Annotated in this window: 26 protein-coding genes and 4 tRNA genes; 17 read left to right on the forward strand and 13 right to left on the reverse strand. The window is 76.1% G+C overall.

Translation table 11 applies throughout. The features are described 5' to 3' along the window. The first annotated feature begins 6 nt into the window (after positions 1-6). The 5 genes from ACI796_RS17180 (at position 7) to ACI796_RS17200 (ending at position 6,292) form a co-directional block, all read left to right on the forward strand. A complete protein-coding gene (locus tag ACI796_RS17180; RefSeq protein WP_456942438.1) occupies positions 7-873 on the forward strand; it encodes an MBL fold metallo-hydrolase in 867 nt (288 codons plus the stop codon). Then, positions 870-2,180, forward strand: a complete 1,311-nt coding sequence (locus tag ACI796_RS17185) for a class I adenylate-forming enzyme family protein (protein ID WP_456942439.1) — start codon at positions 870-872, stop codon at positions 2,178-2,180. Before ACI796_RS17180 ends, ACI796_RS17185 begins: the two co-directional genes overlap by 4 nt. Next, positions 2,177-3,712: a mycofactocin dehydrogenase MftG gene (gene mftG, locus ACI796_RS17190; protein ID WP_456942440.1), complete on the forward strand. Its 1,536-nt coding sequence runs from the start codon at positions 2,177-2,179 to the stop codon at positions 3,710-3,712. Before ACI796_RS17185 ends, mftG begins: the two co-directional genes overlap by 4 nt. 92 nt (positions 3,713-3,804) lie before the next feature. Next, positions 3,805-4,782, forward strand: a complete 978-nt coding sequence (locus ACI796_RS17195; protein ID WP_456942484.1) for a phosphotriesterase family protein — start codon at positions 3,805-3,807, stop codon at positions 4,780-4,782. Position 4,783: 1 nt separating this feature from the next. Next, entirely contained in the window at positions 4,784-6,292 is a 1,509-nt protein-coding gene (locus ACI796_RS17200) for a class I adenylate-forming enzyme family protein (RefSeq protein ID WP_456942441.1), read from the forward strand. Positions 6,293-6,355: 63 nt separating this feature from the next. Here ACI796_RS17200 and ACI796_RS17205 read toward each other — a convergent pair whose 3' ends face one another. After that, complete coding sequence (locus ACI796_RS17205) at positions 6,356-6,565, reverse strand: hypothetical protein (RefSeq protein ID WP_456927491.1); 210 nt, start codon at positions 6,563-6,565, stop codon at positions 6,356-6,358. Between the two features lie 132 nt (positions 6,566-6,697). Here ACI796_RS17205 and ACI796_RS17210 point away from each other — a divergent pair, with 132 nt between their 5' ends. Together ACI796_RS17210 and ACI796_RS17215 are read left to right on the forward strand one after the other, a co-directional pair. Then, positions 6,698-7,384 (forward strand): phosphodiesterase, encoded by a 687-nt coding sequence (locus ACI796_RS17210; RefSeq protein WP_456942442.1) that lies wholly within the window; start codon positions 6,698-6,700, stop codon positions 7,382-7,384. A 147-nt stretch (positions 7,385-7,531) separates the two neighbouring features. Continuing rightward, a complete protein-coding gene (locus ACI796_RS17215; RefSeq protein ID WP_456942443.1) occupies positions 7,532-8,545 on the forward strand; it encodes a hypothetical protein in 1,014 nt (337 codons plus the stop codon). Here ACI796_RS17215 and ACI796_RS17220 read toward each other — a convergent pair. The 4 genes from ACI796_RS17220 to ACI796_RS17235 all read right to left on the reverse strand — a co-directional run bounded on the left by ACI796_RS17220 (position 8,506) and on the right by ACI796_RS17235 (position 9,306). Beyond that, entirely contained in the window at positions 8,506-9,009 is a 504-nt protein-coding gene (locus ACI796_RS17220; protein WP_456942444.1) for an N-acetyltransferase family protein, read from the reverse strand. The two genes, ACI796_RS17215 and ACI796_RS17220, sit on opposite strands and share 40 nt — an antisense overlap. A 25-nt stretch (positions 9,010-9,034) precedes the next feature. Beyond that, positions 9,035-9,108, reverse strand: a tRNA-Phe gene (locus ACI796_RS17225). A 26-nt stretch (positions 9,109-9,134) separates the two neighbouring features. Continuing rightward, positions 9,135-9,208 (reverse strand) — tRNA-Asp (locus ACI796_RS17230). Positions 9,209-9,233: 25 nt separating this feature from the next. Then, positions 9,234-9,306, reverse strand: a tRNA-Glu gene (locus ACI796_RS17235). A 115-nt stretch (positions 9,307-9,421) separates the two neighbouring features. On the opposite strand from ACI796_RS17235, the gene ACI796_RS17240 reads away from it, so the two are divergent. Beyond that, entirely contained in the window at positions 9,422-10,108 is a 687-nt protein-coding gene (locus tag ACI796_RS17240) for an AMIN-like domain-containing (lipo)protein (RefSeq protein WP_456942445.1), read from the forward strand. Between the two features lie 61 nt (positions 10,109-10,169). On the opposite strand, the gene ACI796_RS17245 is transcribed toward ACI796_RS17240, so the two are convergent. The 4 genes from ACI796_RS17245 to ACI796_RS17260 all read right to left on the reverse strand — a co-directional run bounded on the left by ACI796_RS17245 (position 10,170) and on the right by ACI796_RS17260 (position 13,307). Further along, on the reverse strand, positions 10,170-10,493 hold the full coding sequence (locus tag ACI796_RS17245) for a hypothetical protein (protein ID WP_456942446.1): 324 nt from the start codon (positions 10,491-10,493) through the stop codon (positions 10,170-10,172). Positions 10,494-10,516: 23 nt separating this feature from the next. Further along, entirely contained in the window at positions 10,517-12,010 is a 1,494-nt protein-coding gene (locus tag ACI796_RS17250; protein ID WP_456942447.1) for a metallophosphoesterase family protein, read from the reverse strand. A gap of 96 nt (positions 12,011-12,106) precedes the next feature. Further along, entirely contained in the window at positions 12,107-12,709 is a 603-nt protein-coding gene (wrbA, locus tag ACI796_RS17255) for an NAD(P)H:quinone oxidoreductase (RefSeq protein WP_456942448.1), read from the reverse strand. A 118-nt stretch (positions 12,710-12,827) separates the two neighbouring features. Further along, complete coding sequence (locus ACI796_RS17260; protein ID WP_456942449.1) at positions 12,828-13,307, reverse strand: GtrA family protein; 480 nt, start codon at positions 13,305-13,307, stop codon at positions 12,828-12,830. Between the two features lie 181 nt (positions 13,308-13,488). Here ACI796_RS17260 and ACI796_RS17265 point away from each other — a divergent pair, with 181 nt between their 5' ends. From ACI796_RS17265 to ACI796_RS17285, 5 genes are all read left to right on the forward strand, one after another. Beyond that, positions 13,489-13,914 carry a VanZ family protein gene (locus ACI796_RS17265; protein WP_456942450.1) on the forward strand — a complete coding sequence of 142 codons (426 nt, stop codon included), beginning with the start codon at positions 13,489-13,491 and terminating at the stop codon, positions 13,912-13,914. A gap of 10 nt (positions 13,915-13,924) precedes the next feature. After that, positions 13,925-14,806, forward strand: coding sequence for a Rieske 2Fe-2S domain-containing protein (locus ACI796_RS17270; protein WP_456942451.1), 882 nt, complete (start codon positions 13,925-13,927; stop codon positions 14,804-14,806). Positions 14,807-14,828: 22 nt separating this feature from the next. Next, the gene (locus ACI796_RS17275) at positions 14,829-15,680 is read left to right on the forward strand and encodes a hypothetical protein (protein WP_456942452.1); all 852 of its coding nucleotides are present in this window, start codon (positions 14,829-14,831) and stop codon (positions 15,678-15,680) included. Between the two features lie 136 nt (positions 15,681-15,816). Beyond that, entirely contained in the window at positions 15,817-15,990 is a 174-nt protein-coding gene (locus tag ACI796_RS17280; protein WP_456942453.1) for a hypothetical protein, read from the forward strand. Then, on the forward strand, positions 15,987-16,406 hold the full coding sequence (locus tag ACI796_RS17285; RefSeq protein ID WP_456942454.1) for a DUF6508 domain-containing protein: 420 nt from the start codon (positions 15,987-15,989) through the stop codon (positions 16,404-16,406). Before ACI796_RS17280 ends, ACI796_RS17285 begins: the two co-directional genes overlap by 4 nt. A gap of 361 nt (positions 16,407-16,767) precedes the next feature. Here ACI796_RS17285 and ACI796_RS17290 read toward each other — a convergent pair whose 3' ends face one another. The 4 genes from ACI796_RS17290 to ACI796_RS17305 all read right to left on the reverse strand — a co-directional run bounded on the left by ACI796_RS17290 (position 16,768) and on the right by ACI796_RS17305 (position 18,675). After that, entirely contained in the window at positions 16,768-17,121 is a 354-nt protein-coding gene (locus ACI796_RS17290; protein ID WP_456942455.1) for a phage holin family protein, read from the reverse strand. A 77-nt stretch (positions 17,122-17,198) separates the two neighbouring features. Then, a complete protein-coding gene (gene gvpJ / locus ACI796_RS17295; RefSeq protein WP_456942456.1) occupies positions 17,199-17,567 on the reverse strand; it encodes a gas vesicle protein GvpJ in 369 nt (122 codons plus the stop codon). A 473-nt stretch (positions 17,568-18,040) separates the two neighbouring features. After that, on the reverse strand, positions 18,041-18,265 hold the full coding sequence (locus ACI796_RS17300) for a hypothetical protein (protein WP_456942457.1): 225 nt from the start codon (positions 18,263-18,265) through the stop codon (positions 18,041-18,043). After that, the gene (locus tag ACI796_RS17305; RefSeq protein ID WP_456942458.1) at positions 18,262-18,675 is read right to left on the reverse strand and encodes an AraC-like ligand-binding domain-containing protein; all 414 of its coding nucleotides are present in this window, start codon (positions 18,673-18,675) and stop codon (positions 18,262-18,264) included. The genes ACI796_RS17300 and ACI796_RS17305 overlap by 4 nt, the downstream gene beginning before the upstream one ends. A gap of 124 nt (positions 18,676-18,799) precedes the next feature. Here ACI796_RS17305 and ACI796_RS17310 point away from each other — a divergent pair. The 4 genes from ACI796_RS17310 to ACI796_RS17325 all read left to right on the forward strand — a co-directional run bounded on the left by ACI796_RS17310 (position 18,800) and on the right by ACI796_RS17325 (position 21,274). Then, positions 18,800-18,872: transfer RNA gene (locus ACI796_RS17310), tRNA-Lys, on the forward strand. A 655-nt stretch (positions 18,873-19,527) separates the two neighbouring features. Next, entirely contained in the window at positions 19,528-19,995 is a 468-nt protein-coding gene (locus ACI796_RS17315; RefSeq protein ID WP_456942459.1) for a hypothetical protein, read from the forward strand. A 242-nt stretch (positions 19,996-20,237) separates the two neighbouring features. Next, the gene (locus ACI796_RS17320) at positions 20,238-20,864 is read left to right on the forward strand and encodes a dihydrofolate reductase family protein (protein WP_456942460.1); all 627 of its coding nucleotides are present in this window, start codon (positions 20,238-20,240) and stop codon (positions 20,862-20,864) included. Then, complete coding sequence (locus tag ACI796_RS17325) at positions 20,861-21,274, forward strand: VOC family protein (RefSeq protein WP_456942461.1); 414 nt, start codon at positions 20,861-20,863, stop codon at positions 21,272-21,274. The genes ACI796_RS17320 and ACI796_RS17325 overlap by 4 nt, the downstream gene beginning before the upstream one ends. The last annotated feature ends 80 nt before the right edge of the window (positions 21,275-21,354 follow it).

The raw sequence follows: 21,354 nt of genomic DNA on the forward strand, positions 1-21,354 counted from the left end.
GCGGGCGTGCGCGCCCCCGCCGACCCCCGCGTCACCTGGGACCTCCCCGCCCCCGGCGGGCTGCCGCGGACGGCGGACCTCGAGCCGCTGGTCACCCGCGTGCTGGCCCCCAACCCGTCGGACATGACCCTCGACGGCACCAACACCTACGTCGTCGGCGCGCCGGGCAGCGGCCAGGCCGTCGTGGTCGACCCCGGCCCCGACGACCCCGCCCACCTCGCCGCGGTGGAGGAGGTGCTGGCCGCCCGCGACGCGCGCTGCGTCGCCGTCCTCGTGACCCATCACCACGGCGACCACGCCGAGGCCGCGCAGCCGTGGGGAGCCCGTCTCGACGCGCCGGTCGCCGCCGCCGACGCCACCGTCGCCGGCCCCGGTGGCCGGGTGCTCGAGCCGGGGGAGCGGCTGCGGCTGGCGGGCACCGCGCTGGACGTCGTCCCGACGCCCGGGCACACGGCCGACCACCTGGCCTTCCGGCTGGAGTCCGGGGCGGTGCTGGTCGGCGACCACGTCCTGGGGCGCGGCACGTCGGTGGTCACCCACCCGGAGGGCGACGTCGTCGCCTACCTGGAGTCGCTGCGGCGGGTGCACGACCTCGGGCCGAGCGCGCTGTACTGCGGGCACGGGCCGGAGCTGACCGAGGACCCGGGCGCCGTCCTCGACTTCTACCTGGCCCACCGGGCGTTCCGGGAGTCGCAGCTGCTGGCCGCGCTGGTCCGCGGGGCGGGCACGGTCGACGCGGTGGTGGCCGACGTCTACGCCGAGGTGCCGCGGGAGCTGTGGCCGGCGGCCGCGCAGTCCACCCGCGCCACGCTGGCCAAGCTCGCCGCCGACGGGCACGTCGTCGTCGAGGGCGAGCGGGTGCGGCTGCCGTGAGCGACGGGGTCGCCGTCGTCCGGGCCGCCGACAGCGAGCGCGACCAGCGGCGGGCCGCGGCCGCGCTGCGGGCGGCCGGGCTGCGGCGCGGCGACCGGCTGCTGGTCTCGGCGGCGTCCTCCCCGGCGCTGCTGGCGGTCGTCCTCGGCGCGCTGCGCACCGGGATCGTGCCCGTGGTGCTCGACCCGGCGTTGCCCGCCGCCGAGCGGGCCGCCCTCGCCGACGACGCCGACGCCGCCCTCGACGCCGGCGCGGCGCCCGAGCGGCTGCTCGCCGCCGACGACGAGGCCGGCCTGGCCGACGTGCCGCTGGCCCGGCCGATGCACTACACGTCGGGCACCACCGGGCGGCGCAAGGGCGTGTGGTCCGGCGTCCTCGACGACGGCGACGCCGGCGCGCTGGCCGCCGAGGAGATCGGCCTCTGGGGCTTCACCGCCGCCGACCGGCACCTGGTGCTCTCGCCGCTGCACCACTCCGCGCCGCTGCGCTTCGCCGTGCACACGCTGCTGGCCGGCGGCGAGGTGCTGCTGCCCGGCCCGTTCGACGCCGTCCGGGCGGCCGCGGCGATCAGCGGGCTCGCCCCCACGACGACGTTCTGCGTCCCCACCCACCTGCGCCGGCTGCTCGCCCGCGACGACGTGGACTGGTCCTCCTTCCGCGTCCTCGCGCACGCCGGCGCGCCCTGCCCCGAGCCGCTCAAGCGGGCGGTGCTCGACGCGCTGCCGGCGGGCAGCGTCTGGGAGTTCTACGGCTCCACCGAGGCCCAGTTCACCGTCTGCTCCACCGAGGACTGGCTGGCGCACCCGGGCAGCGTCGGCCGCGCCCGGCCGGGCCGGCGGCTGGAGACCGACGAGCGGGGCCAGCTGTGGTGCGCCGTGCCGCGGTGGGCACGGTTCGAGTACTGGCGCGCGCCGGAGAAGACGGCGGCGGCGTGGCGCGGCGACCGGGTGACCGTCGGCGACCTCGGCCGGGTCGACGCCGACGGCACCGTCTGGCTCGACGGCCGCCGCGAGGACCTGGTCATCTCCGGCGGGGTGAACGTCTACCCGGCCGAGGTCGAGGCGGTCCTCGACGCCCACCCGGGCGTGGTGGAGAGCGCGGTCGTCGGCGTCCCCGACGACGAGTGGGGGCAGCGGGTGGTCGCCGCCTACGTGGGCGCCGCGGACCCCGCCGACCTCGCCGCCTGGGCGCGGGAGCGGCTGTCCCCGGCCAAGCGGCCCAAGAGCCTGCACCCGGTGGGGGGGCTGCCGCGCACCTCCACCGGCAAGGTCCGGCGGCTGGACCTGCCGGGGGTCCTCGGCCTGTGAGCGGGGACGCCGGCGGCTGGGACGTCGTCGTGGTGGGCGCCGGCTCGTCCGGCTGCGCGCTGGCCGCCCGCCTCGCCGACACCGGCCGCCGGGTGCTGCTGCTCGAGGCCGGCGCCGACCACCCCCGGCCCGCCGACTTCCCCGACGACCTGCGCGACCCCGCCACGCTGCGCGCCACCGTGCCGGGACACCCGGCGAACTGGTCGTTCACCACCGAGCTGACCCCGGGCAGGACCGCCCCGCTGCCGCGCGGGCGCGTGGTCGGCGGGTCCAGCGCCGTCAACGGCGGCTACTTCGTCCGCGCCACCCCTGCCGACCACGCCGGCTGGGCCGCCGCCGGCAACGACCTGTGGAGCCTGGCGGCCACGCTGCCGGCCTGGCGGCGGCTCGAGGACGACCGCCAGTACGGCGACCGGCCGGGGCACGGCCGCGGCGGTCCGCTGCCGGTCACCCGGCCCGGTGGTGGCTCGCCGCTGACCGAGGCGCTCGCCGCGGCGGCCGCCGAGCTCGGCGTCCCGGAGGAGCCGGACAAGAACGCCGGCGGCCCGCCGGGCTACGGGCCGGTGCCGTTCACCGTCGACGGCGGCCTGCGGGTCAACGCGGCGATGGCCTACCTGTCCCCGCGGCGCGGGTCGCCGCTGCTGACCGTGCGCGGCGGGGTGCGGGTGCGGCGGGTGCTCGTCGAGCGCGGCCGCGCGGTGGGCGTGGCCACCGACGCCGGCCCGGTGCGCGCCGCCGAGGTGGTGCTGGCCGCGGGCGCCGTCGGCTCGCCGCACCTGCTGCTGCTGTCCGGCATCGGCCCGGCCGCGCACCTGCGCGCGCACGGCCTCGACGTCGTCGCCGACCTGCCCGGGGTGGGCGCCGGGCTGACCGACCACCCGCTGGTGTACCTGCCCTGGGTCCCGGTGCCGGGGCTGCCCGAGGGCGACTGGCCGCTGCCGCTGCACGGATCGCTGAACGCCACCTCCTCGGACTCGCCCGTGCCCGGCGACCTGGAGGTGCTGCCGTGGCTGCGGCCCTGGGGGCGGGTGGTCCCCGGCGGGGGCGGGGACGACCGCACGCTGTCGCTGGCCGCCGGCCTGTACCGGGAGGAGAGCCGCGGCCGGCTGACGCTGACGTCGGCGGACCCGGCGGCGCCGCCGCGCATCGAGCACCGGTACCTGGCCACGGCGACCGACCGGCGGCGGCTTCGCGAGGTGGTGCGCCTGGCCGACGGCCTGCTGCGCACCCGCGCGCTGGCCCCGCTGGTCGCCGCCCGCCCCGGCCCGCCGGCCGGCGTCCTCACCGACGACGCCGCCCTCGACGGCTGGGTCCGCGCGCACCTCACGACCGCGGTGCACCTCGCCGGCAGCGCCCGGATGGGGCCCGGTGACGACCCGGGCGCCGTCGTCGACCAGCGCCTGCGCGTGCGCGGCGTCGACGGGCTGCGGGTGGCCGACACGTCGGTGCTGCCGGCGGCGCCCTCGCGCGGGCCGGCGGCGACCGCGGTGATGCTCGGCGAGCGGGCCGCGGAGCTGGTGGCCGGCGGCTGACCCCGGGTGCGACGCAGGTCACGTCCTCGGTAGCGTCCCGGTCCCCGGACGGCGCCGTCCGGGACGGCCCAGAGGAGGACCCGTTGCCCCAGGTGCAGACCGTTCGCGGCCCCGTCGACACCGCCGAACTCGGCCCGACCCTCATGCACGAGCACGTGTTCGTGCTCAACGCCGACGTCCAGCAGAACTACCCCGGCGAGTGGGGCAGCGAGGACGACCGGGTCGCCGACGCGGTGCAGAAGCTGCGGAAGCTGGCCGGGACCGGCGTGCGCACCATCGTCGACCCCACCGTCATCGGCCTCGGCCGCTACATCCCGCGCATCCAGCGGATCGCCGAGCAGGTCGACCTCAACATCGTCGTCGCGACCGGCTGCTACACCTACGACGACGTCCCGTTCTTCTTCCACTACCGCGGCCCGGCGCTGAACGAGGCCGTCGGCGCCGAGGTGCCCGACCCGATGGTCGACATGTTCGTCGGCGACATCCGGGACGGGATCGCCGGCACCGGGGTCCGGGCGGCGTTCCTCAAGTGCGCCATCGACCACCAGGGCCTCACGCCCGGCGTGGAGCGGGTCATGCGCGCCGTCGCCAAGGCGCACCGCGCCACCGGCGCCCCGATCACCGTGCACACCCACCCGGGCAGCCACACCGGGCTCGACGTGCAGAAGGTGCTGGCGGACGAGGGCGTCGACCCGGGCCGGGTCGTGCTCGGGCACAGCGGGGACACCACCGACGTCGACCACCTGTCCGAGCTCGCCGACGCGGGCTTCGTCCTCGGCATGGACCGCTTCGGCATCAACCTGGACACGACCTTCGAGGCCCGCGCCGACACGCTGGTCGAGATGTGCCGCCGCGGCTACGCCGACCGGATGGTGCTCTCCCAGGACGCCTCCTGCTACATCGACTGGCTGGCCCCCGGCGTCATGGACCTCCTGCCGCAGTGGCACTACACGCACATCCACGACGACGTCCTGCCCTACGTGCGCGAGCACGGCGTCACCGAGGAGCAGATCACCACGATGCTGGTGGACGTCCCGCGCCGGTACTTCGAGAACGTGGGGACGTACTGAGATGGCGCTGCACCCCTTCGACGAGGCAGGGGTCGAGCGCGACGCGGCCGGCGTCAAGCACTACACCGACCTGCCGGAGTCCGTCGTCGCGATGCTGCGGGCCTCGGTCGAGCGCGACCCGGGCGGCGAGGCGGTCGTCGAGGTCGACGGCCCGCGGCTGACCTTCCAGGAGCTGTGGGACGGCGCGGCGCGGGTCGCCGGCGGGCTCCGCGAGGCCGGTGTCGGCCGCGGCGACCGGGTGGCGATCCGGCTGGGCAACGGCGTCGACTGGGTGCTGGGCTTCTTCGGCACGCTGCTGGCCGGTGGCGTCGCGGTGCCGGTGAACACCCGGTTCACCGAGCCCGAGGCGCAGTACGTGGTCGACGACAGCGGGGCCCGGGTGGTGCTGGCGCCGGGGGACCCGCTGCCCGACGGCGCCCCGTACGCCGAGGAGGGGCTCGCCCTGTCGGACCTCGCGGCGATCTTCTACACCTCCGGGACGACCGGCTTTCCCAAGGGCGCGATGACCAGCCACGAGAACTTCCTGACCAACACGGAGAACGCGCGCCGGGTGGTCGGGCTGGGCCGGCACGACCCGACGCTGCGGAACCTGGTCAGCGTGCCGCTGTTCCACGTCACCGGCTGCAACAGCCAGCTGCTGCCGGCGCTGCAGGGCGGCGCGGCGGCCGTGGTCATGCCGGCGTTCGAGGTCGGCCGGTTCCTGCGGGTGATCCCGGAGGAGCGGATCGCGGTCGTCACCTCGGTGCCCGCGGTGTTCTGGCTGGCGGTCAACCAGCCCGCCTTCGCCGACGTGGACGTGAGCGGGGTGCGGTTCGCCACCTACGGCGGGGCGCCGATCGCACCGGAGCTGGTCGCGCGGATCAAGCAGGCGTTCCCGGCGGCGCGGGTGGGCAACGGGTTCGGCCTGTCGGAGACGTCGTCGATCTCGACGTTCCTGCCGCACGAGTACGCCGGCACGCACGCCGACTCGGTGGGCTTCCCCGCGCCGGTGGTCGACCTCCAGGTGGCCGACCCCGATCCGGAGACCGGCGTCGGGGAGCTGCTGATCCGCGGCGCCAACGTCGTGCAGGGCTACTGGAACAAGCCGGAGGCGACCGCGCAGGCGTTCACCGACGGCTGGCTGCACTCCGGCGACCTGGCCCGCATCGACGACGACGGGTTCACCTACGTCGTCGACCGCGCCAAGGACATGATCAACCGCGGCGGCGAGAACGTGTACTGCGTCGAGGTGGAGAACGCGCTGGCGGCCGCGCCGGGGGTCTTCGAGGTCGCCGTCGTCGGGGTGCCCGACCCGGTGATGGGGGAGAAGGTCGGCGCCGTCGTCGTGCCGGTGCCCGGCACCGAGCTCGACGTCGAGGCGTTCATGGTGCACGCCCGCGCGCACCTGGCCGACTTCAAGGTGCCGCAGTTCGTGTCCGTGCGGACGGCGGTGCTGCCCCGCAACCCCGGCGGCAAGGTGCTCAAGCCGGTGCTGCGCGCCGAGTCGGAGTGGGCGCCGGTGCGCCGCTGAGGGGACGGGTCGTCCCGGCGGCGCGCCGTCCGCAGCCGCCGGGACGCCGGACCAGGGGCCCGGTCAGCGGACCGGGCGGATCTCCGTCGTCGTGGTGATCGGCGACCACGCGTCGGGGTGGGGGCGGCCGGCGTCGGCCACCCAGCCGGCCGAGCGCTCACCGGGCCGGGGAGCGGTGCGGGGAGCAGGCCGGGAACTCAGGGCGACGATCAGGGCCAGCAGCAGGAGCAGCCCGGCGAGGACCCCGCCGGTGACCAGGAGCGTCGTGAGCACTGACCGACCGTATGCGGCGGATTGCTCCGTGTCACAGGCAAGGAACGACGGACATCCCGTCCGGCCACCGGCAGGTCCTGCCGGTTGACGAACGACACGTGCAGGGCCCGGGGGCGCGGGTAGGGCAGCGGCGTGCACGACCTCGCGAGGCTGGCCGGACGACTGGCCGCGGTGCCGCTCGGTGCGCTGGCGCGCCGGCGCCGCGGCAAGCCCATGCACCCTCGCGGCGCCGTCGTCACGGCCGTGCTCGAGCGGACCGGCCTCCCCGGCTCCTGGGGCGTCCCGTGGCTGGAGGAGCCCGCGCGCGAGGCCGCCGTCGTCCGGCTGTCCCGCGGGGCGGGCCTGCCCGCCCCGCTGCCGGACCTCCTGGGCCTCGCGGTCCGCCTGCCCGACGGAGGCCGGCCCGTGGACCTGCTGCTGTCGAGCACCGGCTCCGGCCGCTGGACGCGGCTCCTGCCGGTGCTCCGCGTCGACGACGCCGCGACCACCTACTCGTCGATCATGGGCTACCGCTCGGCCGCGGGGACGCTCCGGCTCGCCGCGGTCCCGGACCGGCCGGAGGCCCTGCCGTCGGACCCGGCGCCGGTCGCCGCCGCGGCCCCCGGGACGACGTTCCGCCTGGTGGTCGCCCGCGGGGCGGGCGAGTGGGTGCCCTTCGCCCGGCTGACCCTCGGGGACCCGGTCGACGGCCTCGACCCGGACCTGCGCTTCGACGCCGTCCGCAACCCGCCGCCGGGGCTGCTCGCCGACGGCCCGATCGCCCGGTTCCGGGCCCCGGCGTACGCCGCCGCGCGGGAGGCCCGCAGCAGCGCCGGCTGAGCCCCCATCGGGTGACGCAGGCCACCCGGTGAGGCTCCACACGGTTGTGCGGCACCATCCTGGGTACCGGAACTCCCCGGAGTTCATCGAGGAGCACCGCCCCTGCTGTCGCAGTGCTCGACCGCAGGAGGAGTGCACCACCGAGTGATGCACGCACTACCGACGTCCGCGTCGCCCGCGCGGATCCGCGTCGCGACGGTGCCGCACGCCGACCCCTACGTCGACGCCGTGCTGCCCGCCTCCGCGGTGCGGGTGGGGCCCGCCCACGACCCCAGCCCCTGGCTGGACCCGGCGTACCTCACCGCGCACGCCGGCCTGGTCGACGTCGTGCACCTCCACGCCGGCTACGGGCACCTGCACGAGGACGAGGTGGTCAGCTGGACCGAGGCGCTGCGCCGCACCGGCGTGCCGCTGGTCGTCACCGTGCACCAGTCGCGCGACCCCGCCCAGCCCGCCCGGCACCGGCACGACGCCCACCTGGCCGCGCTGCTGGCCACCGCGGAGGTCGTCTTCACGCTGACCCCCGGCGCCGCCGACGAGATCGCCGAGCGCTTCGGGCGGACGGCGATCGTCGTCGCCCACCCCTCGGTGGCCGCGGCCGACCCGGACGCCGGCGCCGAGCGCGGCCTCGTCGGGCTGGCGCTCGGGATCGCGGGGACGACGGTGACCGACCCGGGCGCGATGGTGCGGGCCGCGCTGTCGGGGGCGGTCTCCGGCGGCGGGCGGCTGCGGGTGTTCCTCGAGCCCGGGCAGGCGCTCGCCCTCGACCCGGACCTGGCCCGCGCCGAGGGGCTGGAGGTGGTCGTCCGGGACCCGGCGCGCTGGGCCGCGCAGTTGCAGGAGCTGCACGTGGCGGTGCTGCCGCAGCGCTGCGGCACGCACTCCCGGGACCTGGAGGTGTGCCGCGACGTCGGCACGCGGGTGGTGGCGCCCCGCTGCGGGTGGTTCGCCGACCAGTGGTCCGACGTCGTCGGCTACGGCAACGACGAGGAGTGCGGGTTCGACCCGGTGTCGCTCGGCGTGGCCGTCGGCGCGGCGCTGACCCGGCCGATGCCCCGCCCGGCCGACCGCGCCTGGCGGGCGGAGCAGCGCGCAGCGGTGCAGGCCGTGCACGAGCAGGTCTACGACCAGGTGGTGGCCGACCGCGCCGTCGGCGTCTGAGGCGGGCTGCGGGGCGGGTGGAGCAGGTCGACCACCCACAGGCCCGGCAGCACCTCGCGCCCGCCCACCTCGGCGAACCCGGCCCGGGCGTAGAGCCGGCGGGCCGGGGTGTTGGCGCGGCCGGTGGAGACGGTGACCGGGCGGTCCCCGGCCCGCTCCAGCACGGCGGCGACCAGGGCCAGCCCGGTGCCGCGGCGCGCGTGCGCAGGGTCGACGACGAGCCGGTCGACGTCGACACCGCCAGCGGTGTCCCGCCGGCCGAGGGCGCCGAGGACAGTCCCGCCGTCGCGGGCGACCAGCCAGGACAGGCCGGCGGCCCGCAGGGCGGCCAGGTCCTCGTGCAGGGCGGGGATGCGGTCGTCGCCGATGAGCCGCGCCTCGACGGCGTAGGCGGCGTGCTGGACCTCGAGCAGGCGGGCGGCGAGGGCGGCGTCCCGGGCCGGGTCGCGCTCCTCGACGACCACCGGGCTCCGTGGGGGAGAGAGTGTGTGGGCAGGGGCGGGGTCGAACCGCCGACCTCTCGCTTTTCAGGCGAGCGCTCGTACCGACTGAGCTACCTGCCCCTCCCGGTGACGCTGCACCGGGGAAGCGACCCTGACGGGACTCGAACCCGCGACCTCCGCCGTGACAGGGCGGCGCGCTAACCAACTGCGCTACAGGGCCTTGCTGGTACTGCTTGGTGGTGCCGTGCCCCCAACGGGGTTCGAACCCGTGCTACCGCCTTGAAAGGGCGGCGTCCTGGACCGCTAGACGATGGGGGCTCGTGTTCGCTGGGGGCAGGGAGAACGATACACGGCCCCCGGAGGGCCCCTGACACCACCCCTCGGCCAGGCGTGGCGGGTCCACCCGGAGCCCGCCGGCTGTCACGATCCGCGGGTGTCCCGCCGTGCGCTCGCCCCCGTCTCCACCCTGCTCACCGCGGCGCTCCTGCTGACCGGCTGCGGCGGGGAGGAGCAGCCGGCGGCCGGCGAGTCCTCGACCGCGGCGCCGTCCTCCACGACGTCCTCGACCGCGGCGTCGTCCTCCACCGCGTCGTCCTCCGCGACGTCGTCGGCCGGCGGGTCCGCCTCGCCGACCCGGGGGGAGACCGACGGGGACGCCGGCACCGCCGCGCCCTCGTTCCCCGCCGACACGCGGCCCGACACCGCCGGCGCCTCCGCCGGTGCGGCCGTGACGGTGCGCGACGTCCGCACCGGCCGCCACGACGGCTTCGACCGCGTGGTGTTCGAGGCCGGCGGCACGGGGACGCCGGGCTGGGACGTCCGCTACGTCGACGTCGCCAGCTCGCAGGGCAGCGGCGAGGAGGTCGACGTGGCCGGCGAGGCGGTCCTGCAGGTGACGATCACCGGCGCCGGCTACCCGTACGACACCGGCGTCGAGGAGTACGCGGGCCCCGACCCCCTGCCGGGCGCGGGCACCGCCACGGTCACCGAGGTGGTCTTCGACGCGACCTTCGAGGGGACGACGGTCGCCTTCGTCGGCACCCGCTCGCAGGCGCCGTTCCGGGTCTACGCGCTCGAGGACCCGACCCGGGTGGTCGTCGAGGTCGCCGACGCCGGCTAGGTGCGGCCCCGCTGCAGGGGCCCGCCGCGAGCTCGCGAGTGGTGGGGCAGGAGGTCCTCCGTCAGCCGAGGCTGGCGGTGAGCTCGACCGAGTCGCCGGACACGCTGGTGCACTCCAGCGACAGGCTCCCGGCGGACACGGACTCGCCCTCCCCGCAGGACACGCTCGCGCCGGCGACGCTGATCGACGCCCGGCCGTCCTGCACGCTCCCCAGCGTCACCGTCGTCCCCAGGACCTCGACCTCGCTGCCCTCGCCGTTGAGCGTGACCGTGCAGGTCGACCCGGAGCAGGAGAAGCCGTTGGAGGTGAACGAGCAACCGGCCACGGGGACCAGGGCCAGCGCCCCGGCGAGGACACCGGCGGCCAGGCGGGGAGTCGGAGCCATGCCGCGAGCCTAGGGCGGGCGGCTCAGTCGGTCGGGGAGGACGGGGTCCCGTCGCCGGTGCCGTCCTCCCTGCCGTCGGCAGGGACGTCGTCGGCGGTCGGCTCCGGGACGACGGTGCGCACGATCGTCGCCTCGGTCTCGCCCAGGCCGCCGAGGGTGATGTCGTCGTAGGCGACCAGCGCCCCGGTGTCCGGGTCGAGGTAGAGGACCGTGCAGGTCAGCGGTTCGGGGTACTCGCCCTGCAGGCCGCGGAGCCCGGCGCCGCCGGTCGACCCCTGCACCATGAGCAGCGTCCCGCCGTCGAGGGTCTCGACCTCCCGCTCGTGGGTGTGCCCGGCCAGGACCAGCGGGACCACGCCGTCCAGCGGCCCGGCCTGCCCGGGGTCGTGCACCATCGCGATCGCCGGCGTCTCCGGCTGCTCCTCGGCGACCTCGGCGAGGTCCTCGCCGGTCTGCTCCAGCGACTCGCCGTCGCCGGAGGCGTCCTTGTCGGGGGTGAACCGGGGGTCCCGGGCGCCGACCACGGTCAGGCCGGCGACCGTCGTCGCGGAGTCGTCGAGGACGGTGGCGTTGGGTTGGGACGCGACCAGCGCGGCGGTGGTCGCGGAGTCGTGGTTGCCGCGGACGTACACGTAGGGGACGCCGAGCGCGCCGATGGAGCCGATCAACCGGTTCTCCGGCTCGCTGCCCCAGTCGGTGATGTCGCCGGTGTCGAGGACGGCGTCGACGTCGAACTGGTCGGCCACCTGCGCCACCAGGTCGAAGCCGGCCGGGTTGAGGTGGACGTCGGAGACGTGCAGCAGGGCCACGGTGTCGGTGGGCCCGCCCGGCGCCGGCAGGGCCGACAGCGTCGAGTACAGCGTGCCGACGTTGGTGACCAGCTCCTCGAGCGACTCCCGGTAGGCGCTGAACCGGGCGACGATGTCCTCGGCGCTGCCGATCAGGCTGGTCGCGTTGACCAGCAGGCCGGTGTAGGTGGGCTGGGACAGCGCCTCGGGCCGCCAGGTCGCCGCACCCAGGCCGGCGGTGCCCGCCAGCAGGACCACGGAGACGCCCGCGGCCACCAGCGGCTCGCGCCAGCGGCGGTACAGGAGCAGGGAGACGACGGCGGCGCCGCCCACCCCGGCGGCGGCCGTGGTCCAGGCCAGCCGGACGACGGCGTCCTGCAGGTCGGCGCTGACCCGGTCGACCACGCCGTCGAGCCGCGCCGGGTCGTTGACCAGCGCCTGGATGCGCGTCTCGTCCACGCGGCGCAGCTGGACGTCGAGCCCGAGCGGGCCGTCGTAGGCGTCGACCTCCAGCGTCCCGAGCGGCGGCACCTCCACGGTCGCGCCGCCGCCGGTGGGGGTCAGCGCGAGGCCGGCGTCGAAGGGGCCGATGGGCGCCTCGACGCGGCCGAGCAGCAGGATGCCGAGCAGCGCCCCGGCGGCCGCGACGGCGAGGCGGACCGCCCAGCGCCCGGCGACCCGTGCCGGACGCCTCCAGCGCCCGGGCGCCCGCGTGGTCGGCCCGCTCATCCCGTCGAGGCTAGTTCCGGGTCTCCGGCCCTGCTCGGGACGGCGACGGCCGGCCGGGAGCTCCCCCGGCCGGCCGTCACGGTGCGTCCGTGCAGGTCAGGCGGCCAGCTTCGCGGAAACCTCGGCCAGTCGGCGGCCCTGGTAGCGGGCCGCCGCCAGCTCGGCCTCGGAGGCGGTGGCCGACTTGCCGCCCGAGGCGTTCGAGACGCCGTAGGGGTTGCCGCCGGCCTCGAACAGCAGCGGGTCGGTGTAGCCGGGCGGCACGATCACCGCGCCGAAGTGCGAGAAGACGTTGAAGAACGTGAGGATCGTCGACTCGTTGCCCCCGTGGACGTTCTGCGCGCTGGTGAACGCGGTGGCGCCCTTGTTCGCGAGCTTCCCGGTGAACCACAGGCCGCCGAGCTGGTCGATGAACTGCTTCATCTGGGAGGCGGGCGTGCCGAAGCGGGTGGGGCTGCCCAGCGCGTAGCCGTCGGCCCACTCCAGGTCGGCCGGCGTGGCCTCCTGCACCTCGCTCGCGGTGGAGTCGACGTGCGCCCGCCAGAGCGGGTTGCTGTCGATGGCCTCCTCGGGGGCCAGTTCCGGGACCCGGCGCAGGCGCACCTCGGCGCCGGCCTCCTCGGCGCCCTCGGCCAGGGCGCTGGCCAGCTGGTGCACGTTCCCGGTGGACGAGTAGTAGATGACGGCGATCTTCGCCACGGTTCCCTCGGCTCTCGTGTCGCGTACGCGGTCTCGTGGTTGCGCGTTCAACCACTGCTGGCCTGTGTGCTCGCGACACGCGCGCGCCAAACACCCGGCGGTCGACCGGGCCGGGGGGTCAGGCGGGCTGGGGGCGGAAGACCCAGCGCAGCGCCAGGAAGCGCAGCGTCCCGATGGTCGCGGTGACCAGGGCGATGACCGCCAGCTCGGCGACGACGGACGGCTCGCTGACCGCGGCGTTGAACCAGCTCAGCGCCAGGCTGGTGGCCACCATGCCGGCGATCGCCAGCGCGCCGCCCTCCCACTGCGCGGCGAACCAGCCGACCCGCTCACCGGCGCGGAAGGTCAGCCGCCGGTGCATCTCGTTGGCGAGCATCGACGACAGCGCCGAGCCGACCACGTTGGCCTGCACCCCGCCCAGGTCGCGCAGCAGCCAGAACAGCAGCGCGTAGACGGCGCTGGAGAACCCGCCGACCATCACGAACCGGGCGAACTGGCCCAGGGCCCGGTCGGAGCGCACCAGGGTGTTCAGGCCCGCCGCGAGGTCGGTGACCACGTCGACGACCGCGGGGCGGTGCAGCAGCGACGGGCAGGTCACGGCACACCTCCTCGCTGGTCACGGCGTCGTCGGGGATCACTGTCCAGGATCCTCCTGACAATGGCCGGGGGGCGAGCGAGTTACTCCCCGCGGGTCGCTGTATCGGGTGTGCGTCCGCTCACTCCGGGTCGCCGCAGGCCGCTCCCAGGGGCCTGCCAGGGACGTGCGCCACAGTCGGGCGATGAGGTCGCTGCTGTCCGCCGCCCTCGCCGTGGCGCTGGCCGTCGTCGCCGCGCTCACGCTGCTGCCCACCGGCGACGGGGGCTGGGCCTGGGGCTCGCCCGCCGTCGAGGCGCACTGGTACCTCTCCGGCCTGGACTCGCGCGCGACCGTGCGGCAGCTGCTGGGCAACCTGCTGCTGCTGACCCCGGCGGCCGCGCTGGCCGTCCTCCGCTTCCCGGCCCTGCGCCGGCCGGCCGCCCTCGCGGGTGCGGCCGTCACCGCGGGCGCGGCGATCGAGGTGCTGCAGTGGCTGCTGCCGCTCGGCCGGGTCGTGTCCCCGCTGGACGCGCTGCTGAACGCGGCCGGCGCGCTCGCGGCGGGACTGCTCGTGATCGCGCTGGTCAGCCCCGTGGCCGGTGGCGTCAGGGTGGCCCGGCGGGGGTAGGAGCCCGCGCATGAGCCTGATGGGGATCCTCGACCGACTCGCGGACGTGAGCACCTTCGACCGGGCGATCGAGCCGGCCCGCCGGGCGGTCCAGGCGGTCCTGCGGCCGGGGGCGCTCAAGGACGCGCTCCACGGCACCTGGCTCGGCCACCCGCTGCACCCGGTGCTCGTGCAGGTCCCCGTGGGGAGCTGGACCTCGGCCGGCCTCCTCGACGCCGTCCCGCCGCTGCGGCCGGCGGCCACCGTCCTGATCGCCACCGGGGTGGTGGTCTCGGTGCCCGCGGCGATGTCCGGTGCGGCCGACTGGTCGGAGCAGGAGGTGGGCGTCCGCCGGCTGGGCGCGGTGCACGCGGTCTCCAACGTGGCCGCGCTGGGTCTCTACGTCGGCTCCCTCGTCGCGCGGGCCCGGGGCCGCGGCACGCTGGGCCGGGTGCTCGCCTACGCCGGGCTGGGCATCGCCACCGGGTCCGCGGCGATCGGCGGGCACATGTCCTACGCCCAGTCCTCGGGCGCCTCGCACGCGGCGACGGCGGCCCGCGCCCTGACCTCCGAGTGGATCGACCTCGGCCCGCTCGACGACCTGCCGGAGGGGCGGCCGGCGCTGCGGACCGCGGGCGGCAGCGGGGTCGCCGCGCCGCTGGCCGCCGTCCGCCGGGGCGCGCGGGTCGACGTCTTCGTGGGCGCCTGCTCGCACCTCGCCGGGCCGCTGTACGAGGGCACCGTCGAGGAGGTGCGCGGGCACACCTGCCTGGTCTGCCCGTGGCACGGCTCGGCGTTCGACCTGGAGGACGGGGAGCCGCGGCGCGGGCCGGCGGCGAACCCGCAGGAGAAGCTCGAGGTGCGCATGGAGGCCGGCCGGGTGATGGCGCGGCTGCCCTCCCGCCACCAGTAGCCCGCCGCCCTACGCTCGCCGCATGCGGCGGACGGCGGCGGTGCTGGCCGTGCTGCTGTGCGCCGCGTGCGGCTCCGCCCGGCCTTCGGCCGCCGAGCCGGCCTCACCGGTGCCGCCGTCGTCCACGCCCGCTCCCGGGCCGGCCGTGCCGCCGGTGCCCGGGATCGAGGCCGAGGCGGTGGAGCTGCGCACCGACGCGGCGGTCGGCGGGCAGGTGCAGGTGCGGGTCACCGACACCGGTGCCGAGCCGTTCACCGTCACCGCCGTGGCGATCGACTCGCCCGGCTTCGCGCCGCTGCCGGACCGGGCGCTGACCGCCGCCTACGCCCCCGGCCGCACCATCGACCTGCCCACGCCCTACGGCGAGGTGGTGTGCGACCGGGCCGCCGAGCCCGCCGCGGCGCGACTGACCGTCGCCCGGCCCGACGGGCGCACCGAGACGCTGCGGGTGCCGCTGGCCGCCGAGGTGCTCGGCCGCATCCACGACGAGCGGTGCGCCGTCCGCGCCGTCCTCGCCGTCGCGGGGGTCGCCGTCTCCGGCCTCGCGTCGGACGGCGACGCCGTCACCGGGACGCTCGTGCTGACCCGGGCCGGCGACGACGACCGCCCGGTGACCGTGACCCGGCTGGAGGGCAACGTCCTCTACGACGTCGCCGCGGACCTGCCGCGGACGCTGGAGGCGGGCGAGCCGACGCTGGAGGTCCCGGTCGGGTTCACGATGGCGCGCTGCGACCCGCACGCACTGGCGGAGGTCAAGCAGCCCTACCTGTTCGTGCTCGGGCTGCAGATGGGTGACGACGAGGTGCCGGCGGACCTGCCGATGGACCAGGCGCAGCGGGACGTCCTCTCCGGGCTGGTCGCCACCGCCTGCTGACGGTCCCGGGAAGGGACCGGCCCGGCGGTCCTGGGGGGAACGGGACGGCCGGGCCGGAGTGGTCGCACGCGGTCGGGACCGGCGCGCTGGGGATGACCGTAGGTAGTGGCCCCCGGTGCCACGATCCCCTGAACGGGTGCCCGTCCCCGACCGGGTGGCGACGGCTCGTGACACCCGGTTGCCGACGGCGCACGGTGGGCACCCCGACCGGGTGTTCCTGTACTTCTCCGGCCGCCTGGGCTGCCTGGGCTCCCTGCTCGTGTCGGCGGTGCTGACCCTGGTCGTGCTGCTGGTCCTCGACGTGCTGTGACCGACGCCGAGGTCCTGGGTGCACTGGCGGCCGCCACGGAGGCGGACCGGGCCGGGGTCCGCGCCGCCGTGGCGGCGGTGGGGGAGGCCGACGGTGCCCTCGTGGAGTGGCGCGGGGGACGGCCGGGTGCCGACGGCGTCGTGCAGGTGCCGTACCCGGTGTACGCGCCGGCGGTGCACCAGTTGCTCGGCGCGCTGGCGGGGGCGGGCGCCGTCCCGGTGTTCGCCTGGCCGTCCTGGGACGGTGTGCGGCGGCTGCGGTCGGTGGACGACCTGGCGGCCGCCCCGCTGGCCGACGTCGCACGGTTCCTGACGACGGTGGTGCGCGGGGAGCGGTTCTCCGAGCGGACGGTCACCGCCGCCCTCGAGGACGGCAGGCTGCTGACCGCGGCGCGCCGCGTGGCCGACGGGCGGTGACCGCGACCCCGTGACGGCTTGTGCACCGGGGGACCGCAGCCTGCTGCGCAGCGCCGCGGACCCCGGCGCGACCGGCGTGTCCGGGACGGGCGGTCCGGGAGGCCGCCACAGGATCGGCGCCCTCGGAACCCCAGGCGTGCACGGACGTGCGCCGACGAGATCGGAGGGCACCGATGCAGGACCCGACTCCCCGACGAGCCCAGCCCGACCAGCGGCGCCGCCCCGGCCTGCGCGAGATCCCCGCCGTCCGGAGAGGTGAGGAGGACGAGCGCAGGGCACCGGCGAGGGCCGCGCGCGCCGACGCCTGAGCCACCGCGGCGCGGCGCGCCGGCCGGACCCGCCGGCCGCGCCGCGTCCCCGGTCAGTCCCCGGGACGAGCGGCCGTGCCCGCCGGCGCCCAGGGCATCCGCGCGCGGCCGGCCCGCGCGAGCGCGGAGGCGCCCGCGCCGAGCGCCGCCGCGACCAGCGCCGCCGAGGCCGTCGGGGGCAGCCGGCGGTCCAGCAGCCGGATGAGCAGCGCCGTCGCGCCACCGGCCGCCATGGAGCCGAGCACGGCCGAGCCGCCGAGCAGGCGCACGCCCTCCCGCGAGTCGCGGTACGGGCGGGTGATCTCGTCCCGGACCCGCTCGACCTCGCGGTGCACCACCGCGCCGATCTCCTCGGTCAGCGGCTGCAGCAGGTCACGGCCGGGAAGTCCCGGGATCTGCGACGTCATGGCACCCTCCCCGGTCCCGACGGTCGCGGTGCCTGCGATTGTCGCTCCGGCAGGGCCCGCCGCGGGGCTCGCGCGTCCTACCGCTCGCGCTCCTCGTTCCCGCGGCCGGTGATCTTCTCGACGAAGTCCTCGATCTTCTCCGCGGGACCGCTCAGCTTCTTCTTCACGACCATCTTGGCGCCGCCCTCGAGGGTGTCCTCGAAGAGCCCGGGCAGGCCCCGGGGCTCGCTCTCTGGGTAGAGGTCGAGCCGGTTCACCGCCTCCGCGAACCGCAGGTAGGTGTCCACGCTGGCGATGACCACCCGCGCGTCGACGGTCACCAGCTCGATGCCCAGCAGCGCCACGCGTGCGTAGGCGTCGAGCACGATGCCCTTGTCCAGGACCACGTCGAGGACGTCGGCCAGGCCGCTGGGGCGCGGCGCGCGGTTGACGGTCGACACGGTCATGGGCTCCCCCAGGTCTGCGGCTGCCTCCCCACGATGGCCCGCCGCCCGTCGGTACGCAGGGCGAGCCGCCCCGTCGTGTCGGTGCGTCGCCGGAGGGTTCCGGACCGTCACGGGATCGCGGACCGGCTGAACGTGCCGCCGTCGGCCTGCGACGGCGGTCCCGGCCGGCGCGACCATGCGGGTGTCGCACCCCGCCCGCGGCCCCGCGCGGGCGAGCGGGCGGACGGGAGAGGGTGCCGCCATGCCGCAGGGAACCCGTCGCCGGGCCCAGCCACCCCAGCGACGTCTGAGCTCGACGCGCCAGGCGCCGCGGAGGGCGTCGAAGCCCCGCGCGACGGGGGGCACGGGCCAGAAGCAGTCGTTCGGCACCCAGCTGTGGAAGGGGTTCCTGGAGGGCCTGCGGAGCCGACGCTGACGTCCGGAGGCCGCCGGCCCGACGTTCGCGGGCTGTGACGGTGGCACCGGAGCAGCGGTCACCGGCCGACCGGTGCGCTTCGTCCTCGGGCGAGTACGCAGGTGTGGCCTTCGCCTGCGGTGGCGGAGAAGGCCAGTTGCAGCGCCCGGGGACCGACGCCGGCGGCGTGGGCGACGTCGGTGACGGAGATCGGCAGCGAGGCGTGGCCGTCGATGAAGGCCACCGCCCGGCGCACCACCACCGGCGCCACCGCACCCCCGCCGGGCAGGTGGTCCGGCGTCATCGTGGTGTTCGGGACCGTCGCCAGCGCGGTCGCCGCACCAGCTCGGCCAGTTGGGCGGCGACCAGCGGGTGGCTCATGCCGGAGGCGGCGTCGGCCATCTGCTGGTGCACGAAGCGCATCAGGCCCGGCCAGGTGCGGCGCATCGGCTCGGACACCGGGCTCAACCCGTCGAACCGCACGTCGGCCTCGGGCACGCCCAGCCGTTCCTCGGCCACCCGCTCGACCACCGCCACCGCCACCGGCAGCCGCACGACGCTCATGTCCACGTCGTGCCACTCGTTGGCGAACGGCACGCCGGTCGAGCACCGGAACAGCACGCCGGGCAGCGTGTCGACCTGCCCCCGGCCCACGCCGGGCCGTGACTGACCCGCTCCGCCGGCAGCACCGGCCCCGCCGACGCTGGACCGCAACCCGCCCGGAGCGAAGGCCCCGCCGAGCGGAGCCCGGGCGGCCCACGGACCCGGCGGTAGCCTCGGACCAGGCAGCGGACAGCCCCGGACGACCCGTGCCTCGTCCCGCGGTCCCCCGCACGCCGGGCCTCTAGCTCAACTGGCAGAGCAGCGGACTTTTAATCCGCGGGTTGTGGGTTCGATCCCCACGGGGCCCACCGGTTCGACCTGCCGTTCTGCTGTCTCGGCGGGAGGTCGGGCACGACGGCTGCCGGTGGCCCCGGCTTCCGGTCGCGACGGCTGCTGTGCGGCGACGACCGCGGCCGGGTCGCTCAGGTGGAGTAGGTGACGCGGCACGAGTACGGCGGCGGCGAGCACCTCGCGTGCGTGCCGGCTTCACGCGTACGAGTGCTGGCCTGGCCAGAGGCGAACGCCGCCCTGTCTCCTGGGAAACACCAGGCAGAGGGAGAGTCGGGCTCTTCCCGGCTTCCGAGCCTCTCTGTTCCTCGCTCGTCCGGCCGGACGGGCAGCCGATCGTCCTCCCGAGCGCTCAGGCCTACGGCGAGCACCCTGGCCGGGCGTGCAGGATCCACCGGTCGTGACGCAGGAGTGACGCTCCCGTGACGCTCCGATGCGAGTCTTCGCCCGCGAGAGCATGGGACAGCGAACCGAAGAGGGTGGGGCAAGCACCTGCAGCAGCAGAAGCACGCTTGTATCCCGGTCGGAGCGACGCGCCCGTGTCTCTGCCCACCGGTCCGAGCAGGCCGATTACCGCTCCATCGCCGGCTGCTCGGGAGCATCCGGGGGCGGAAGACGTCGTGGCGCCGATCGAGGCGACGTCTGGGTCGAGTCCACGAGAGAGAAGCCGGTCCCGTGATCATCCAGTTGTCGACCAAGACCAAGGTCGAAGAGTGGTCTTGTCCCGCTTCGGTCGACTTCCCCGGGAAGACGTTGGTGTTCAGCGACAACGTGTGGTGGCAGAGCGTCGGCGCCCACACAGTGCTGACCCCCCAAGGCGATCCGGTCCTCGCCGGCACGCATTCGGGCACCAATCGGATCGTCCGGGTGACCGGGGCCGGCGATGGCGTGTATCCACAGGATGTGGTGGTGCAGGAACACGAGGCCACGTGGGTCCTCGGAGCCGTGACTGTTCCCGGCACGGCACTGGCCGCCGGTCAGGTGACGGTCCGTGGGGTGCTCTTCTGGCGCTACGCGTCTCCGCTCCCACTGGAGCTCGAGGAGAAACGGTTCGCGATCACCGGGGGGACGGGACCGTACGCGCAGGCCCGAGGAACCATCGTCGAGACGGGGTCCCACCGCACGATGGACATCGTGCTGTAGCGCCGGCAGGTCCGGCGGCGAGGCGCGATGCGGTGGCGCCGCGGCTCGGGCGGGTCTCACCTGTCCTGACGCCTGCCGCGTCTGACCACTCGAACCACACGACCCCGTGCCGACTGGTGAGCCCACGTGGACCCTCGACCGTGACCGAGTCGGGTGGGATGCCATCGGCACGACCCTGAGTGCCATCGCGCGGGGCCGGAGGAGCGCCGATGAGTTCGGCGGCCGGCGCCCGTCATGACCACATGAGCGTCGGGACCCCGTCGATCCGCCTGGACATGACCGTCTCCCTCGACGGTCTCGTCGTCGGACCGGAGGACAGCCCGGAGGAGCCGATGGGCATCGGCGGGTTCCGGCTGTTCAACTGGCTGGACCACCGCCTCGACCCGGGACCGAACGGTCGGGTCTTCGCCGAGGCGACCGCGACCCGGGCCGTCATCGCGGGCCGCCGCACCTACGAGCACGCGAACCGCTGGAACGGCGACCACCACGACGGCGTCCCGGTCTTCGTGCTCACCCACCGGGTGCCGGAGGAGCCCCCGCCGGGCAGCGTGCGGTACGTGACCGAGGTCCACGCCTGCGCCGCGCAGGCCCGCACCGCCGCCGGCGACGCCGACGTGCTGGTCCTGGGCGCCGGGGCCGCCCAGGCGTTGCTCCGGGCCGGCGAGCTCGACGAGATGGAGCTGCACGTCGTCCCCGTCCTCCTCGGACGGGGACGACGGCTGTTCGACCACCTCCCCGCCGAGCGGACCGAGCTCGAGCTCATCCGCGAGCTGGACGCCGCGGACACCGACCCCGAGCACCGGGTCCTGCACCTCCGCTACCGGGTACGGCGGCCGCTGCCCACCGAGGACGCGGGAGGGAACCGATGAGGACGTTGCACGTCGGCCTCCGGGTCGCCGATGCCGAGCGGGCGGTCGCCTTCTACACGGCCGTCGGCTACGAGGTGGTCGGACGGGTGCCGGAGACCCCGATCGGCCAGCTGACGATGCTCAAGCTGCCCGGCGACGACGTGGTCAGCATCGAACTGGTCTGCGACCCCCGCGAGGCCGACCGCGACCGGGGCACCGGCCTCAGCCACCTCGTCGTCCAGGTGGACTCGATGGCCGCCACGGTCACCGACCTCAGGACGAAGGGCATCGAGGTCGCGGAGCCCGGGTCTCCCGACGGTTCCGCGGACTTCCTGACCACCTGGATCACGGATCCCGACGGCAACCGCATCGAGCTGGTCCAGTGGCCCCCCGGCCACGCCGTCGGTCTCACCGCGGCCGACTGGTCCTGACGGCACCGGGGCTGTCGCCCCCGGGACGGAGCGGCGGGAGGGCAGCGGGTGCTGCCGGCCCGTCCCCCGGATTGGGGACC

The organism is Geodermatophilus sp. SYSU D00525, from assembly GCF_054050475.1.

Bases quoted from the DNA above. Each gene is read 5' to 3' on its own strand.
- ACI796_RS17200 (WP_456942441.1), top strand. From the start codon at position 4,784: ATGGCGCTGCACCCCTTCGACGAGGCAGGGGTCGAGCGCGACGCGGCC.
- ACI796_RS17275 (WP_456942452.1), top strand. From the start codon at position 14,829: ATGCGGCGGACGGCGGCGGTGCTGGCCGTGCTGCTGTGCGCCGCGTGC.
- ACI796_RS17320 (WP_456942460.1), top strand. From the start codon at position 20,238: ATGAGCGTCGGGACCCCGTCGATCCGCCTGGACATGACCGTCTCCCTC.
- ACI796_RS17290 (WP_456942455.1), bottom strand. From the start codon at position 17,121: ATGACGTCGCAGATCCCGGGACTTCCCGGCCGTGACCTGCTGCAGCCG.
- ACI796_RS17250 (WP_456942447.1), bottom strand. From the start codon at position 12,010: ATGAGCGGGCCGACCACGCGGGCGCCCGGGCGCTGGAGGCGTCCGGCA.
- ACI796_RS17300 (WP_456942457.1), bottom strand. From the start codon at position 18,265: ATGACGCCGGACCACCTGCCCGGCGGGGGTGCGGTGGCGCCGGTGGTG.
- ACI796_RS17270 (WP_456942451.1), top strand. From the start codon at position 13,925: ATGAGCCTGATGGGGATCCTCGACCGACTCGCGGACGTGAGCACCTTC.
- ACI796_RS17215 (WP_456942443.1), top strand. From the start codon at position 7,532: ATGCACGCACTACCGACGTCCGCGTCGCCCGCGCGGATCCGCGTCGCG.
- ACI796_RS17265 (WP_456942450.1), top strand. From the start codon at position 13,489: ATGAGGTCGCTGCTGTCCGCCGCCCTCGCCGTGGCGCTGGCCGTCGTC.
- ACI796_RS17325 (WP_456942461.1), top strand. From the start codon at position 20,861: ATGAGGACGTTGCACGTCGGCCTCCGGGTCGCCGATGCCGAGCGGGCG.
- gvpJ (WP_456942456.1), bottom strand. From the start codon at position 17,567: ATGACCGTGTCGACCGTCAACCGCGCGCCGCGCCCCAGCGGCCTGGCC.
- ACI796_RS17245 (WP_456942446.1), bottom strand. From the start codon at position 10,493: ATGGCTCCGACTCCCCGCCTGGCCGCCGGTGTCCTCGCCGGGGCGCTG.